Raw genomic sequence first — 14,599 nt, 5'->3', positions numbered from 1 at the left:
ACGACCACACCCACATCCGTTCACGCCGCGTGCCACTATTGAGACGTGAGCTTTTCCGACGTGCCCACCGTGTCGGTCGACCTGGTACCCGAACTCGGCGACGAGGTCGTCCTCCTCGACGTCCGCGAGGACGACGAATGGGAACTCGGACACGCCCCCGGCGCGCTGCACATTCCGCTCGCCGACGTGCCCGCCCACATCGAGGAACTCGACCCCGACGCCGAGATCTACGTGATCTGCAGGCAGGGCGGCCGCTCCCTCGGAGCGGTCGAGTACCTGGCCCGCATCGGGTACGAGACCTTCCAGGTCGCGGGCGGCATGGTGGCGTGGCAGAAGCACGGACTCCCGCTCGTCTCCGAGCGCGACGAACCGGCAAAGATCTATTGATGTCGGCCTATCAGATCTGTGTGCGCTGTGAGAATCGCTGGCCGGTGACATATCAGCCGCGGCAGTGGTGCCCGGCCTGCCGCGGTGTGCTGCTCTCACCCGTCGCCCCCGACGGGACGGTTCCTCCGTCGCGCCGTAACTTCCGCTGGGTCGCGCGACCCGCGGGTGGTGCTCCGACGACCGAACCGACGTCGCCTGCGCACGGGTGTCCGGCTCCAGAGACCCCGTCCTATCGTGAGATGCCCCGCTGGGGACTGCTCGATCCGCTCCCGGACGAGGACGTCGAACCCGATCGCGCCGAGACCGCCGCCGACCTCGCGCCGACGCTGCTCGTCGGCGCCGCCGTCGTCTTCGGTCTCGCGGCGGTCGCCGAGGCCGTCCGGTACGGAGTGTTGCTGTACAACCGCACCCGTCTCGTCGACCCGCTCGTGCTCGCGTTGTCGGATGCCGCAGTGTGGGCGACCCAGGTGGTCGGGCCGGTCGTGGCGCTGGCCGCGGCGGTCGCATCCGGATTGCGGTTGATCGACCTGCGCCGGCGCATCTACGCCGAGCGTGGTCTCGCCGAGTCGCGGTCGCCGCTGTCCATCCTCGCGGGGCTGGTCGTTCCGGGCCTCAACCTCGCGATGCCCGGTGTCTTCCTCACCGAGATCGCCGACCGCGACCCGCGGTTGCTCCGCGCGATCCGCACCTGGTGGGTGCTGTGGGTGGTCAACGGTGTGCTCATGGTGGCGCTGCTCGCGTGGCGTCAGCGCGACACCCTGCAGGCCCGCGCCGACGGCGTCCTGCTCACCGCCGTCCTCGCGACGCTCGGGACGGTCGTCGCGCTGTCGACCCTGCACGTCCTGCGCCTGTTCGACGACGCCGACCTGTGGGGACGGCCGCTGCGCCGTCGCCGCTTCACCCACGCGGCAGGTCCGGCCTCGTCGCCGATCGCGCCCATCGTCCCCGCCGCCGTGCGCGAGCAGGAACAGGCCCGCGAAGAACAGGACGACGCTCCGGAATCGGCCGGAGAACGAGCGGACGACGAGGAGCGCGTTGAGGCGGTGGCGCCGTGACCCGCAGCGCGCATCCCCGGGTCGTCGCGCATCGCGGTGCGTCCGCCGCCCTCCCGGAACACACGATCGGCGCCTACGAGCTCGCGTTGAAGGAAGGTGCCGACGGCGTCGAATGCGACGTGCGGCTCACCCGCGACGGTCACCTCGTGTGCGTGCACGACCGCACGATCGACCGCACCTCGAACGGCACCGGTGTCGTCAGCGAGATGACCCTCGACGAGCTCGCGCAGTACGACTACGGACGCCCCGGCGAGCCCGCCGACCTGCTCACGCTGCGGCAACTGCTCGAACTCGTCATGGACTTCACGAGTGTCCCGGTGAAGGTCTTCGTCGAGACCAAGCATCCCGTCCGCTACGGCGGTCTCGTGGAGAGCAAACTGCTCGCCGAACTGGCCCGCTTCGGTCTCGCGACCCCGGCATCGGCCGATTTCTCCCGGGTGGTGGTGATGTCGTTCGCGGCGGGGGCCGTCTGGCGCATCCGCCGGGCCGCGCCGCTGCTGCCCACCGTGTTGCTGGGGGAGACCTCGCGCTACCTGCGCGGCAGTGCCGCGACCACCGTCGGCGCGACCGCTGTCGGTCCCTCGATCGCGACGCTGCGCGAGCACCGCGATCTCGTCGACCGGGCTGCGCTGTCGGGCCGGGCCACCTACTGCTGGACCGTCGACGACCCCGCCGACGTCGAACTGTGCCGCGAACTGGGCGTCGAGTGGGTCGCCACCAACCATCCCGGGCGCACCAAGCTGCAGCTCGACGCCGCCTTCGATCGGTGAGCACCCCCACCCGGTCCCGCGACCTCGACATCGCGACATGGGTCGCCGTGTAGTTTGACGCCGTGGCCAAGAAGAGCAAGAGAAACAGCGGACCCAAGCCCGGCAGCAACCGCGCCGCGAAGCTCGAGCAGCGCCGACTCGAGCGGGAAACAGCGGCCGCCGCGACGTCCCGGCCCTTCGAAGGACTCGCCTTCGAATGCGATCTCGTGGCACTGCGCGAGTTCGTGCCGTCGGCCCTCGCAGAGCTGCCCGCGGCCGAGGACGGCCGTCGCGTCGTGGGTGCGACAATCCTCCCCGGCGGGGTAGCGGCCCTGGTCCGCGAGGAGAACGGTGAGCCGGTCGCGTACGTCGGCTTGCAGCTCGCCGCCGGCTTCGGCCCGGACCCGGCGGGTGAACTGGCCGCGGCCCTGCGCTGGGCGCACACGGCCGAGCCGGGCTCGTCGCTGCAGGTCGCGAGCGTCGACGACGACACCCCGCCGCTGGCCGAGCTGATCGACCCTGCGGCCGTACCGGCGATCACCGTCCACAACGACTTCGACTGGTGGATCCCGGCCGGTGTAGAACCGAGCGCCGAGATCGCGCACACCGTCAAGCACGCGAACGAAGCCGTGCTGCCGTCCGCGCGTCTCGAGGGCGACGGTCTCCGCGGCGCGTGGTGGGTCGATCCGGGCGAGAAGGCGCACCTGCGCTGGGTGCGACCCGAGGACGAGGACGCGCTGATGGCGGCGCTGTCGCGCGTGCACGCGGCGGGCGGTCTGCACCTCGGTGAGGGATCGCGGTTCGCCGGTTCGTTCCGCACCCACGGTCTGCTGGTGCCGGTCTTCGACCTCGACCGCGAGAAGCACCCCGACGAATGGGTCACCCCGACCATCGAGTTCGGGCAGCGCCTCGACGAGGCCCTCGCCGTGGACGAACCGCTCACCGCCGCCGAGCGCCGGTCGCGCGACGGCCTGCGCAGCCGCCAGGTCACCCTGCGCTGACCCGCTCACGACAGCACGAAGGCCACCTCCTGCGGGAGGTGGCCTTCGTCGTTCCGGGTGGGCTGTCCCCGGATGGAGGAACGATCAGATGGCGCCGCCGGCGGCGAGCGGGGCATTGCCGCGCGGCTCGCGCACCTTCGAGTTGAGCTCGCGGGCCACGAAGTCCTCGAGGTTGAAGAGGTTGGAACCGGCACGGTCGGCCACGGTCAACAGGGTCGTCATCGTCGCAACCTCCTCGACCTGTTCCTGCAGGAACCACTGCATGAACTGCTCGCCGAGGTAGTCGCCCTCGTCGCGCGCGGTGCGGGCGAGCTCGACGATCTGGTCGGTGACCTTCTTCTCCTGGGCGAGGGCCAGCGCGATCGGCTCGCGGGCATCCTCGAACATCGACTGCACCGCGTCGACGCCGGTGAGGTCGACGGCCATGTCGCGGTCCAGGAAGTACTGGACGATCATCATGGCGTGGTTGCGCTCCTCGACGGCCTGCGCGTAGAAGTGCTTCGCCAGCTGCGGGAGATCGGTGTTGTCGTAGAAGACCGCGATGGCGATGTACTGATGCGACGCCGTGAACTCGTGGCGGATCTGGTCGTGCAGCAGCGTGTGGAACTTGGTCTTGGTCATGTCGCCCATCGTCGTCATGATCACGACGTTAGTGCAGGTCAACACGCTTTTCATCCAAGCCTTGGCTACCCTTGGGCAACGCAGCATCGGCTACCCTACGGAAAATTCGGACAGCCTTCCCCAAGATCGACGACGATTCGCGGCGTCCGTCAGGGGGCCGGAGCGAGCAGTTCCAGCGGGATCGGGTCGCCCTCCGAGATGGCTCCGAAGAACGGCACGGCGCGCTCACGATCCCACAGCAAGACGTTGCCGATGCCGTAGACGTCGTCGAATCCGCCCACCGGAACCGTCGTGGTGACCGTCTCGCCGCGCATCGCCCACGCGAGTCGTGCGAGGTTCCACAGGTGGTCGCCGTCGTCGACCCGCAGCGACCCGGCCGCACCCGACATCAGCGACCATGCCCGGAAGGGGTTCAGGAAGGTGCCGGGACTGGTGGCCTTGCTCAGCAGCGCCGACAGGAACAGGCGCTGGTTGTTCATCCGGTCCAGGTCGGCGAGCGGGGTGGCGCGGGTGCGCACGAAGCCCAGGGCCTGCGCTCCGTTGAGCTCCTGGCATCCCGGTTCGAGCCTGAGTCCGGCGAGGGGGTCGTCGATCGGATAGGGCACGCAGATGTCGACCCCGCCGACCGCGTCGACGATCGACGCGAACCCGCCGAAGCCGATCTCGGCGTAGTGGTCGATGTGCACGCCCGTGGCGCCCTCGACCGTCTGCACGAGCAGTTGCGGTCCGCCCAACGCGAACGACGCGTTGAGCTTGTCCTGGCCGAAGCCCGGGACGCTCACGTAGGAATCGCGGGGCAGCGAGATCATCGTCGTGGCGCCCCCACCGGGCGGGATGTGGACGAGCAGCACCGTGTCGGTGCGGTCGGCGCCGACCTCCCCGCCGGTCGCGAGTTCCTGTTCCTGCTCGGGGGTGAGGCCCACGCGGCTGTCGGAGCCGACGAGCAGCCAGTTCGTGCCGGGGGTGTCGCCGACCCGGCCGTCGTAATCGGCGAGCGCATCGACGCGCGCGAGTGTGCCGTCGAGGTAGACCATGCTCGCGCCCATCGAGACGACGAGCACCACCAGGACGATCGCGAGTCGCCGCAGGATGCGCCGGGCACCGAGCGGGCGGCGTGGTGCCGGTCGTGAGGGCGGGCCCGGTCGTGAAGGCGGTGCCGCAGGGCGTCGCGGGGGTGCGGGCGGTGGTGTGTTCCCGCGCGGCGGGCGACGGTTCGGGGCGGGGTCGGCGATCCGTTCGGGTCGCTGCGTCGGTGCCCAGTCGCGTCGTTGCTGCGGGGGCGGTTGCTGCCGGTCCTGCCGCGGAGCGGGCCGGTAGTTCGGGGCGGGTGCCTGCGACCATGCCTGCGGTGACTGCGGTCGTCCGTCGCGCCGGAGCACCTGGGTGCCCTCGGGGGACGGCGGGGGGCCGCCGCGACGCTGTGACGGAGGAGCGCCCCGTCGCTGTGACGGAGGAGCGCCCCGTCGCTGTGACGGAGGAGCGCCCCGTCGCTGCGGTGGCACCTCGCGCTGCGGGTTCGGCGGTACTGCCCGCCGGGCAGGAGGGCCCTGCGGGGGAAGTCCCTGCGGAGGCCGCGGCCGGTTCCGAGGGTCGCGAGGGTCGCCGTTCATCCGGACAACTCTACGTTCAGGGCAGCCAGGAGACGTGGCCTCTCAGTGCTTGGTAGCCCACGAAGGCGATGGTGTCGATGAGCGCGTGGGCGATCACGAGCGGCCACAACCGGCCGGTGCGCTGCCAGTAGCGCCCGAAGACCAGGCCCATGACGACGTTGCCGAACCCGCCGCCGACGCCCTGGTAGAGGTGGTAGCTGCCGCGCAGCAGGGCGGAGGCGAGCAACGACGAATTCTCCGACCAGCCGAGCTGCCGCAGGCGGGTGAGGAGATAGGCGACGACCAGGATCTCCTCCGCCCCGGAGTTGGCGATCGCCCACAGCATCTCGGTGGGCAGTCGCCACCAGTAGTCCTCGAGCAGGCTCGGCGCGACCGTCAGGTTCAGGCCGGCGGCCCGCGCCACCAGGTACAGCACCAGTCCGGGGAGTCCGATCAGGGCGGCCAGCCCCAGGCCGGGCAGCAGGTCCCGGCGCAGACCGGGTCGGGCGAGGCCCGCGAGTCGCGGTCCGACACCGCTGCGCCAGAGCAGGTACAGGCCGAGGGCACCCCAGGCGAGCAGGCGCACGATGCCGAGGAGTTGGCGGGCGAGATCGATGAACCCCTGCGACGAGCGTGGCGTGTTGAGGGCGACGGTCTGATCCGACAGCGGTTCTGGTGCCAGCGCCGCCTCGGCCAGCGACAGGATCGACGAGATCCCGCTCAGGCCGAAGGTGACGAGCAGGACGATGGTGATCTCGATCCACAGCGCGCGGCGCTCGGTGGGGTCGAGGGGCGGCTCGGGGTTGCGGGATGCGGGCCGCAGCCAGTCGCGAAGGGTCGTCACCGGAGCGATTGTGCCGGACCCTGCGTGGCCGGTCCTCTCGCCGCGGAGAGGCGCCCCACCGGTTCGCGGTGATGTGTCCAATTTGACAGCGGTCCATGTGACCCATCACACTTCACATCGCCCGACCGATCGATCGCTCGGGTGCGGATAGAGGCCTTGGGGGCCGAGGGGAATCTGCGACCCGGAAGTAGGGACATGAACATCGAAACACCTGAGAAGAATTCTGTTGCAACAACTTCGGTGACTCTCGCATCGAAGAAGAAGTCTCTTCTCGCCAGCTCCGTGGGCAACATCCTCGAGTGGTACGAGTGGAGCGCCTACGCTGTGTTCGCTCCGTTCATCGCCGCAGCGATGTTCAACAGCGACAATCCGGTCTCGGCATTGCTGTCCACACTCGCGGTCTTCGCCGTCGGATTCCTGATGCGACCGCTCGGTGGCATCGTGTTCGGCCGCATCGCCGACAAGCGCGGCCGCAAGTTCGTGCTCGTCACGACCATGCTCATGATGGCCGGTGGCAGCCTCGTCATCGGGCTCATGCCCACCTACTCGTCGATCGGCGTGTGGGCGTCGGTGCTCCTGCTGCTCGCCCGCGTGGTGCAGGGCTTCGCGCACGGTGGCGAGTCGGCGACCGCCTACTCGTACGTCAGCGAGATCGCGCCGCCGCATCGCCGCGGCATGTGGGGCAGCGTCGCCTTCGTCGCGATCTTCGGTGGTTCCGTGTTGGCGTACACGATCGGCGGAGCGGTCACCTCGACGCTCTCCGAGAGCGCCGTGGGCGAGTGGGGATGGCGCGTGCCGTTCCTCCTCGGCTTCTTCCTGGCGCTGTTCGCCCTCTACCTGCGACGCAGCATGGAGGAGAGCGAGGTCTTCGACCAGCAGGAGACCCGGGTCGACGAACCGCGCATCCCGCGCAAGGTGGTCGTGCGTGCGATCCTGCTGATGATCGGCATGACCTCGGGTGTCACGGCGGCGCACTACACGTGGACCTCGTACGTCTCGACGTACGCGATCACGCAGAAGGGCATGGACGCCGACACCGCCTACTGGATGCTCGTCATCGCCCAGGTCATCGCGCTGGTCTCGCTGCCCTTCTGGGGTCTGCTCTCCGACCGGATCGGCCGGCGCCCGATGCTCGGCGGCTTCGCGGTCCTCATGTTCGCGCTGCAGATCCCGCTGACATCGATGATCACGTCGGCCGGGTGGACGCTGCTCGTGTCGACCACTCTCGCCCTGCTCATCGTGTCGATCCCTGGTGCGATCCTGTCGTGCACCCTGTCGGAGAGCTTCCCGACCCGCCTGCGTACCCAGGCCATCGGCTTTGCCTACTCCTTCTCGGTGGCGGTCTTCGGTGGCACCGCGCCCTACCTGAATCAGCTGCTCACCGGCTGGGACATCGGCTGGGTCTTCGGGGTCTACATCATGGTGCTGTGCGTCGCGACCGGCATCGCTGCGCTGATCATGAAGGAAACGAAGGGTATCGACCTGCAGAAGGTCTGATCGTTCGGATGATCCCTGCCGCCGCGTACCGCTCAGGTGCGCGGCGGCAGTCCGTTGCGGAAGGGGCAGCCGACGAGCAGGCGCAGCGCGCGGCTCAGGGCGGCGGGATCGTCGACCGGTTCGTGGAAGGGGATCCGCACGTCGTGGTCGTCGCCTTCGGACTCGACGCGTAGCCGCAGTCCGTAGCGGTCGAGGCCCAGGGGGCGGATTCGTCCGCCGCGGTGCGCGGGCGGGATGCGTCGCGCGATCTGCCGCACGATGTCGGCGTGGTCCTCTTCGAGGTGCTGGAGCCACCCGGTCTCGAGTGCGGCGAACGGGTCGGGAGCGGCGTCGAGGACGTCGGCGACGTCGACGGCCTCGGCCCCGGTGGTGTCGGCGGCGACGACGGAGTCGAGCGTCAGGCACAGCAGTTCGGAGCGGTGTCCGACGTCGAGGAGTTCGGAATGCGGCAGGATCTCCGCGATCTCGGCGGCGACCCGGCGCGGATGCTCCACGGGACGCAGGGTGCCGCTGAGCCAGATGAGCGACCGGACCGGATTGCGCAGGGCGATCGGGGAGTGGTCGGTGAGCTCGAGCATGGCGGGGATGCCTGCGCTGCCGGACTGCCAGGCGAGTGCGACGGGGAGGCTGTCCTCGGCGACGACCACCGCGACCTGCCCGTCGTCGAGGAGATGATGAACCGAGGTGGGGAGTGGATCGCAGCCGTCGATCGCGAGCTGCGTCGTGTCGGCGCGGATGAGGGCGGTGCGTACGCGTTCGGCCGTGGTCGGCGCGGGGATGACGGATGTGGTGGTCTGCATGCCAACCCTCCTTCTCGATGTAGGTGAGGCAAACCTAAGTCATTGTGATCGCGGTCGCAAGTGGTCCGTCGGTAGCCTGGATCGGTGCCGATCCCACTTCCCCTCGGAATGCCGCCGTCCCGCGACGAGCCCCGCGGACTGCTCGACGCGCTGCTCACACACCGGCACGACAGCCTCACCGACGCCCTCGCCACGACCGGCCGCACGCTCGCCCCGCCGATCGTCCCGGCCGCTGCCGTCACCGGATCACCCACCCGCGAACTCGTCGTCGAGCTCGACGCCTCGGCCGAACTCCCCTCGCCCGCCGGGTGGCGTCCGGTCCGGTATCAGGTCGACTGCACGGCCGAGGACCTCGAGGACGTTCTCGCGATCACCGCGCCGGCACCGCTGGTCGTCTACCCGCACGTGCCCGACGCCGCGCTCGCCGACGCCGCCCGCGCGCTCACCGAGGCCGGTCACATCCCCGGCCTGACCGCAGGTCGCGGGGGCGACGCCGTCGCCGACTTCCTCTCCGTCCTCGCCCACGCCGACACCGGTTACGCCGCCCGCGCGACCGGCACCGACGACGTCGTCGCCCTACTCTCCGCCACCGTCGCGGCGCTGAGCGGTTTCGACGTCCGCGAAGCCCTCGGGACTCCCGACGTGGCCCGGCTCCGGCGACTCGTACCGGAGGCCGCCGCGGCGGTGCGGGAGATCCTGCTGGTCGTCGAGGTCGACGACACAGACGCCGTCGTCCGGGAGCTCGAGGCGCTCGACCTCACCACCGGCTGACACGGGCCACAGCTCGGGTGCGGTTCACGCAGAGTCCGCCTTCCCGTCACGACCGATGCGTAACCTCGTACACGTGCCACGTATCGCCTATTTCGGACCCTCGGGAACGTTCACCGAGATGGCCCTCGACCGCTTCGAGAGCCTCGGTGCACTCGACGTGCTCGGCGACGGATCCGCCGACGTCGAGCGCGTCTCGGCCGCCGGCCCGCCCGCTGCCCTGCAACTCCTGCGCGACGGGAAGGCCGACGGTGCCGTCGTCCCCATCGAGAGCTCCGTCGAGGGTTCGGTGCCGCCCACCATGGACGCCCTCGCGCTCGGGCCGCGCCTGCAGATCGTGTCCGAGGTCGAACTCGACATCGCGTTCACGGTGGTCACCCGCGAAGGGATCACCCGCGATCGGGTCCGCACTATCGGTGCCTATCCGGTGGCCGCAGCGCAGGTGCGTCGCTGGATCGAGGACCACCTGCCCTACGCCGAGGTCGTGACCGCGGCCTCCAACGCGGGAGCCGCCGAGGACGTCGCGTCCGGCAAGGTCGACGCGGCGGTGTCCACGGCGCTCGCCGGACAGCGGCTCGGCCTGTCCGTCCTCGCCGACAAGGTCGCCGACTTCGAGGGCGCCCGCACCCGCTTCGTGCTCATCACGCGGCCGCGGCCCGTGCCGAAGCGCACCGGTGTCGACCGCACCTCGGTGGTGCTGCAACTCCCCAACGAGCCCGGCTCGCTGGTGCGCGCCATCACCGAGTTCTCCACGCGCGGAATCGATCTGTCGCGTATCGAGTCCCGGCCGACCCGCAGGGAATACGGCACCTACTTCTTCCACTTGGACTGTGTGGGTCACATCGACGACGCGCTGGTCGCCGAGGCGCTGCAGGGATTGCACCGCTTCGCGCAGGTGCGGTTCCTCGGATCGTGGCCCGCTGTGTCCGAACACGGTGTCCCACCCGTGTCGGACGACGAGGATGCGCGGTGGCTCGACCGACTGCGGCGCGGAGAGGACTGACGGTGAGCGGCAGATTGATCCTGGCCCGGCACGGCCAGACGGTGGCGAACGTCGCCCGGAGGCTCGATACGAAACTCCCGGGCGCGGAGCTCACCGAGCTCGGCGTCGAACAGGCCCGCACGCTCGGGAAGAATCTCGTCGAGCGGACGCCCTCGCTGCTCGTCGCGTCGCAGGCGCTGCGGGCCCGGCAGACGGCCGACCACGCGGGATCCGCGGTGTCGCTGGAGACGAGCGTCCGCGAGGGCGTGCACGAGGTGCAGGTCGGGGAACTCGAGGACCGCAGTGACGAGGAATCGCACAAGCTGTTCATGAAGGTCTACGAGGAGTGGCACAACGGCGACCTGCGGGCGCGGGTCCCGGGCGGTGAGTCGGCGCTCGACGTGCTCGACCGGTACCTGCCCGTCCTTGAGTCGCTGCGCAGCGACTATCTCGATGCCGGTTCGGGTGACGTCGTGGTCGTCAGTCACGGTGCCGCGATCCGGCTCGTCGCCGCCTATCTGGGGAAGGTGCCGTCCGGCTTCGCCATCACCAACCACCTGGCCAACACCGAGACGGTCGAGCTGGTGCCGGTGGCCGGCGGTGGCTGGGAGTGCGCGCGCTGGGGAACCTTCTTCGCGCCCTTCCACGACACCGCGCGCGGTGGTGCCGACGACCCGATGGGGTGATACCGCCCACCTTTCGATCCTTCGAGCGCAAAACGTACGGGTATCCTCGGGGCGTCCGTATGAAGTAGCGATCGGTAGGTAGGTGCGGTTTCATGGGTGCTTCGAGCGACGGGGCCGACACCCTCACCAACGGTGAGGCGATCCCGGACTGGCGCATCCTCGAACCGATGCAGCTCAGTCCCATCCTCACCGCTGCCCTCGACGCCTTCTACGAGACCGGCTTCCACGGCACCTCGGTGCGGGAGATCGCGCGCCGCGTCGGCGTCACCGTCCCGGCGCTCTACTACCACCACGAGAACAAGGAAGGGCTGCTCATCGCCCTTCTCGAGCTCTCGACCAGCGACGTGCTCTCCCGAGCCCACGCCGCCGCCGAGGACGCCGACGGCGACCCGGTGCGCAGGCTGTCCAACGTCATCGAGGCGATTGTGCTGCGCATGACCCTGCGGGCCCGCCTCGCCGCGCTCGAGGGTGAGGCCCGCTACCTGAGCCCCGAGAACCGCCAGCGCTACCGTGCGGTGCGCAAGGGCGTCGAGCAGCTGGTGCGCCAGATCGTCGAGGAGGGCGTCGCCGCGGGCGTGTTCGACGTGGACGATCCCGCCGAGACCACGCGTGCCCTGCTCGGCATGTGCCAGTCGATCCCGCGCTGGTACCACGCGGAGGGCACGCTCAGCCCCGAGGCCGTCGCGCAGAAGTACGTCGGTATCGCCCTCAAGACCGTCGGGGTCTGACGGCCGGATCCGGTGTCGATCGAACTTCGGCGGTCGAAGTTCAGCGTCGGTCGAACCAGGTGACCTGCGTGCCGTTGCTGAACTCCTCGCGCGCGGTGACGTCGAATCGCGTGGGGACGAAGTTGCCCGACAGTGCCGGGATGCCGTCGCCCGCGATCACCGGATAGCTCTTGAAGATCAGCCGGTCGATCTCGGCGAACAGTTGCCCCGCGATGTTGCCGCCACCGCAGAGCCAGATGTCGAGCCCCTCTTCCGCCTTCAGCTTTCGGACCAGCTCGACCGGGTCGGTGTCGACGATCCGAACCTGCGGATCGTCGACCGGCGCGAGAGTGCGGGACACGACGTACTGCTGCATGTGGCTGAACGGGCTCGTGAGCCCCATCGAGAGACCGGGTTCGTAGGCACCGCGCCCCATGATCACCGTGTCCCATTCCTTGTTCGGCGTGTCGGCCGGCATGCCGACCTGTTCGCGGAGCGCGGTGGGGACGGCTTCCGGATATCTCGCGCTCATCGCCGCTGCCATGTCGTCGCAGATCGGATAGAAGTCGTACTCCCCGTTCGGCCCGGCGATATAGCCGTCGAGGGTCACTGCCACGTAGTAGACGAGCTTTCGCATGGTTGACCGCCATTCGTAGTACTATGAGTGAAGTGGTTTGAAGGTAGTACTACATATGGAGTGGTGTCAAGTGGTTCGGACGAATCCGGAACGACGACAGGCCTTGTTGGATGCCTCGATCGAGGTGCTGGCGCGCGACGGTGCGCGCGGGCTGACCTTCCGCGCGGTGGACAAGGAGGCAGGGGTCCCGACGGGGACGGCGTCGAACTACTTCGCCAACCGCGACGACCTGCTCGTCCAGGTGGGTCACCGCTACTACGAGCGGCTCCTGCCCGCCGACGAGGTCATGGCACAGTCGCGGGCGCCGCAGACCCGCGAATCCATGATCGAGCTGATGACGGAGGTGGTCGACCGGCTCATCCGGTTCCGCGCCGGCTATCTCGCGCTCCTCGAACTACGCCTCGAAGCCACCCGACGGCCCGAACTGCAGGCCCTGCTCACCGAGCGGGTCCGCGCCGACCTGGATTTCAACATCGCCAACTACCGGCACTCCGGCCTGCCGGGCGGTGAGAACGCCGTCGTGCTGCTCTATCTCGCGTTGAACTGGCTGGTGCTCGACCGGCTCACCCTCCCCGGGATCGTCGACGAGGACCGTGTCGCCGAACTGGTGCGGGCGGCCGTCGAACGCGTGATCCCCGACGCCTGAAACGACTTCGGTGGATCCGACCCCGCTCAGCGGGGCCGGATCCACCGGAATCGTCGACGGTTCAGCGACGGAAGTTCGCGGTGCGCTTCTCCTGGAAGGCCGTCACACCCTCGGTGAAGTCGGCGCTGCCGAGCAGGACGAGCTGCCCTTCGCGCTCGCGGGCGAAGGCATGGTCGAGTTCGGTGAGCGTCGCGTCGTTGATCGCATTCTTCGTCGAAGCGAAGGCGGTCGACGGGCCGTCGGCGAGCCGATGCACGAGAGTCTCGACCGCACTGTCGAATTCGTCGTCCGCGTAGACGTCCGAGATGAGTCCGGCGGCCAGCGCTTCACCGGCCGGAAGTCGCTCGGCCAGCAGGGCCATCTTCAGCGCCCGCGCGCGACCGATCGACGCGGCGACGAGCGCGGACGCACCCCCGTCCGGCATCAGACCGACCCGGGTGAAGGCCAGCAGGAAGTATCCCGACTCCTTTGCGACGGTGAGATCGCATGCCAGAGCGAGCGATACGCCGACACCCGCGGCCGCGCCGTTGATCGCTCCGACGACCGGCCGGGGGAACACCCGGATCGCGGCAACCGCGCGGTTGGCGGCGTCGATCGTGTCGGCGGAGGGCGGAGCGCTCAGGTCACGACCGGAAAGGTCGGCGCCGGAACAGAACGCGCGACCGACGCCGGTGAGCACCGCGACCCGCACGGAGGTATCGTCGGCGTACTTCTCGAACGCATCGGCGATCGCCTCGAGCGTCTCGGTCTTCACGGCGTTCATCCGCGAGGGACGGTTCAGGGTGACGCGCAGGACGCCGTCGTCGACGGTCGTGTCGACACCGGGCAGGTCGTCGGTCATGGCTGTTCTCCTAGGGTCGGGACGTCAGGGCGAGCGCGACCTTGCCGGTCGCGGAACGGTTCTCGAGCGAACGCAGTGCTGCCGGAGCTTCGTCGAGGGGATGGAGGGTGGGTTCGGGGACGACGAGCGTCCCGTCGCGCAGCAGCGGTTCGAGTGCGGCCCACTGCCGCGCCGGGTAGCCGGGGTCGGTGCGGAGGTACTCGCCCCACCCCGCGCCGACGACCGAAATGTTCTTCAGCAGATGGCGATTGACCTTCACGGTGGGAATGCTGCCGCCGGTGAATCCGAAAACGACGGCCCGTCCACCCGGCGCACCGTGGACGAGGACGGTCTCACCCGCCCGGTACCGGGCGCGCTCGTCGAGCGCGAAGTGCGCGGTGAAGTAGTTCATGAGCATCCCGGCGCCCGCGGTCAGCGACACGCTGTCGGGCAGCGGGAAGACCAGTTCGCGCGGCAGTGCGACGGTCTGCTGCCACGATCCGTCGATGGACAGCACGGCGACGCGTTGTCCGGCGGTGAGGCCGCTGCCCTCGGGTGCGCTGCGGACGATGCCCGCTGCTTCGGCGCCGAGCACGCACGGCAGCGGCCGGACCATCTGGTAGCCGCCGGTCGTCTGCAACAGATCGGGAAAGCACACGCCGGCGGCGTGTAGGTCGACGAGGACGAGCGAATTGCCTGCCTCGAGTTCGGGGATGTCGGTCACGCGGACGGCGTCGGGGCCGGCGTGTTCGGTCAATTGCGCTGCGCGCACGGGCGTCTCCTCGACTCGGGTCGTGATCCATCACTATC

17 protein-coding genes are annotated in these 14,599 nt (G+C 69.4%); 10 read left to right on the top strand and 7 right to left on the bottom strand.

What is annotated here, in order from left to right; all coding sequences use genetic code 11:
- Window positions 1-60: 60 nt before the first annotated feature.
- The 4 genes from BO226_RS18495 to BO226_RS18480 all read left to right on the top strand — a co-directional run bounded on the left by BO226_RS18495 (window position 61) and on the right by BO226_RS18480 (window position 3,192).
- Window positions 61-387, top strand: a complete 327-nt coding sequence (locus BO226_RS18495) for a rhodanese-like domain-containing protein (protein WP_006553400.1) — start codon at window positions 61-63, stop codon at window positions 385-387.
- The gene (locus BO226_RS18490; protein WP_064256868.1) at window positions 387-1,442 is read left to right on the top strand and encodes a DUF4328 domain-containing protein; all 1,056 of its coding nucleotides are present in this window, start codon (window positions 387-389) and stop codon (window positions 1,440-1,442) included. The genes BO226_RS18495 and BO226_RS18490 overlap by 1 nt, the downstream gene beginning before the upstream one ends.
- Window positions 1,439-2,212, top strand: a complete 774-nt coding sequence (locus tag BO226_RS18485; protein WP_016694581.1) for a glycerophosphodiester phosphodiesterase — start codon at window positions 1,439-1,441, stop codon at window positions 2,210-2,212. Before BO226_RS18490 ends, BO226_RS18485 begins: the two co-directional genes overlap by 4 nt.
- A 62-nt stretch (window positions 2,213-2,274) precedes the next feature.
- On the top strand, window positions 2,275-3,192 hold the full coding sequence (locus BO226_RS18480) for a DUF5926 family protein (protein ID WP_064256867.1): 918 nt from the start codon (window positions 2,275-2,277) through the stop codon (window positions 3,190-3,192).
- Window positions 3,193-3,276: 84 nt separating this feature from the next.
- On the opposite strand, the gene BO226_RS18475 is transcribed toward BO226_RS18480, so the two are convergent.
- The 3 genes from BO226_RS18475 to BO226_RS18465 all read right to left on the bottom strand — a co-directional run bounded on the left by BO226_RS18475 (window position 3,277) and on the right by BO226_RS18465 (window position 6,246).
- Window positions 3,277-3,822 (bottom strand): ferritin, encoded by a 546-nt coding sequence (locus BO226_RS18475; protein ID WP_229568520.1) that lies wholly within the window; start codon window positions 3,820-3,822, stop codon window positions 3,277-3,279.
- Window positions 3,823-3,962: 140 nt separating this feature from the next.
- On the bottom strand, window positions 3,963-5,192 hold the full coding sequence (locus BO226_RS18470) for an LCP family protein (protein ID WP_231912061.1): 1,230 nt from the start codon (window positions 5,190-5,192) through the stop codon (window positions 3,963-3,965).
- A 247-nt stretch (window positions 5,193-5,439) separates the two neighbouring features.
- On the bottom strand, window positions 5,440-6,246 hold the full coding sequence (locus tag BO226_RS18465) for a CPBP family intramembrane glutamic endopeptidase (RefSeq protein ID WP_064256866.1): 807 nt from the start codon (window positions 6,244-6,246) through the stop codon (window positions 5,440-5,442).
- Between the two features lie 195 nt (window positions 6,247-6,441).
- Between BO226_RS18465 and BO226_RS18460 the strand changes: the two genes are divergently transcribed.
- Complete coding sequence (locus BO226_RS18460) at window positions 6,442-7,743, top strand: MFS transporter (protein WP_033097859.1); 1,302 nt, start codon at window positions 6,442-6,444, stop codon at window positions 7,741-7,743.
- Window positions 7,744-7,775: 32 nt separating this feature from the next.
- Here BO226_RS18460 and BO226_RS18455 read toward each other — a convergent pair whose 3' ends face one another.
- Window positions 7,776-8,543, bottom strand: a complete 768-nt coding sequence (locus tag BO226_RS18455) for a DUF2470 domain-containing protein (protein WP_064256865.1) — start codon at window positions 8,541-8,543, stop codon at window positions 7,776-7,778.
- Between the two features lie 108 nt (window positions 8,544-8,651).
- On the opposite strand from BO226_RS18455, the gene BO226_RS18450 reads away from it, so the two are divergent.
- From BO226_RS18450 to BO226_RS18435, 4 genes are all read left to right on the top strand, one after another.
- Window positions 8,652-9,314, top strand: coding sequence for a hypothetical protein (locus BO226_RS18450; RefSeq protein WP_064256864.1), 663 nt, complete (start codon window positions 8,652-8,654; stop codon window positions 9,312-9,314).
- A gap of 73 nt (window positions 9,315-9,387) precedes the next feature.
- Window positions 9,388-10,314 carry a prephenate dehydratase gene (gene pheA / locus BO226_RS18445; RefSeq protein ID WP_064256863.1) on the top strand — a complete coding sequence of 309 codons (927 nt, stop codon included), beginning with the start codon at window positions 9,388-9,390 and terminating at the stop codon, window positions 10,312-10,314.
- Between the two features lie 2 nt (window positions 10,315-10,316).
- Window positions 10,317-10,979 (top strand): histidine phosphatase family protein, encoded by a 663-nt coding sequence (locus BO226_RS18440; protein ID WP_197481877.1) that lies wholly within the window; start codon window positions 10,317-10,319, stop codon window positions 10,977-10,979.
- A gap of 92 nt (window positions 10,980-11,071) precedes the next feature.
- Window positions 11,072-11,707 (top strand): TetR/AcrR family transcriptional regulator, encoded by a 636-nt coding sequence (locus tag BO226_RS18435; protein ID WP_006553412.1) that lies wholly within the window; start codon window positions 11,072-11,074, stop codon window positions 11,705-11,707.
- Window positions 11,708-11,747: 40 nt separating this feature from the next.
- On the opposite strand, the gene BO226_RS18430 is transcribed toward BO226_RS18435, so the two are convergent.
- Window positions 11,748-12,323 carry a dihydrofolate reductase family protein gene (locus BO226_RS18430; RefSeq protein ID WP_064256862.1) on the bottom strand — a complete coding sequence of 192 codons (576 nt, stop codon included), beginning with the start codon at window positions 12,321-12,323 and terminating at the stop codon, window positions 11,748-11,750.
- Between the two features lie 70 nt (window positions 12,324-12,393).
- Here BO226_RS18430 and BO226_RS18425 point away from each other — a divergent pair, with 70 nt between their 5' ends.
- On the top strand, window positions 12,394-12,969 hold the full coding sequence (locus tag BO226_RS18425) for a TetR/AcrR family transcriptional regulator (RefSeq protein ID WP_064256861.1): 576 nt from the start codon (window positions 12,394-12,396) through the stop codon (window positions 12,967-12,969).
- Window positions 12,970-13,030: 61 nt separating this feature from the next.
- On the opposite strand, the gene BO226_RS18420 is transcribed toward BO226_RS18425, so the two are convergent.
- Together BO226_RS18420 and BO226_RS18415 are read right to left on the bottom strand one after the other, a co-directional pair.
- A complete protein-coding gene (locus tag BO226_RS18420) occupies window positions 13,031-13,810 on the bottom strand; it encodes an enoyl-CoA hydratase (protein WP_064256860.1) in 780 nt (259 codons plus the stop codon).
- A gap of 10 nt (window positions 13,811-13,820) precedes the next feature.
- Window positions 13,821-14,561 (bottom strand): alcohol dehydrogenase catalytic domain-containing protein, encoded by a 741-nt coding sequence (locus BO226_RS18415; RefSeq protein WP_064256859.1) that lies wholly within the window; start codon window positions 14,559-14,561, stop codon window positions 13,821-13,823.
- Window positions 14,562-14,599: the final 38 nt, after the last annotated feature.

Source organism: Rhodococcus sp. 2G (genome assembly GCF_001886355.1).
Classification (GTDB): domain Bacteria; phylum Actinomycetota; class Actinomycetes; order Mycobacteriales; family Mycobacteriaceae; genus Rhodococcus; species Rhodococcus pyridinivorans.
Note: the sequence above shows the minus strand (reverse complement) of the source record. Positions and strands in the feature narration are given on the sequence as shown.

What these genes read in the sequence shown, in the direction of transcription:
- BO226_RS18490 (WP_064256868.1), top strand. Translation starts at nt 387, where the DNA reads ATGTCGGCCTATCAGATCTGTGTGCGCTGTGAGAATCGCTGGCCGGTG.
- BO226_RS18475 (WP_229568520.1), bottom strand. Translation starts at nt 3,822, where the DNA reads ATGGGCGACATGACCAAGACCAAGTTCCACACGCTGCTGCACGACCAG.
- BO226_RS18460 (WP_033097859.1), top strand. Translation starts at nt 6,442, where the DNA reads ATGAACATCGAAACACCTGAGAAGAATTCTGTTGCAACAACTTCGGTG.
- BO226_RS18455 (WP_064256865.1), bottom strand. Translation starts at nt 8,543, where the DNA reads ATGCAGACCACCACATCCGTCATCCCCGCGCCGACCACGGCCGAACGC.
- BO226_RS18450 (WP_064256864.1), top strand. Translation starts at nt 8,652, where the DNA reads ATGCCGCCGTCCCGCGACGAGCCCCGCGGACTGCTCGACGCGCTGCTC.
- BO226_RS18435 (WP_006553412.1), top strand. Translation starts at nt 11,072, where the DNA reads ATGGGTGCTTCGAGCGACGGGGCCGACACCCTCACCAACGGTGAGGCG.
- BO226_RS18430 (WP_064256862.1), bottom strand. Translation starts at nt 12,323, where the DNA reads ATGCGAAAGCTCGTCTACTACGTGGCAGTGACCCTCGACGGCTATATC.
- BO226_RS18420 (WP_064256860.1), bottom strand. Translation starts at nt 13,810, where the DNA reads ATGACCGACGACCTGCCCGGTGTCGACACGACCGTCGACGACGGCGTC.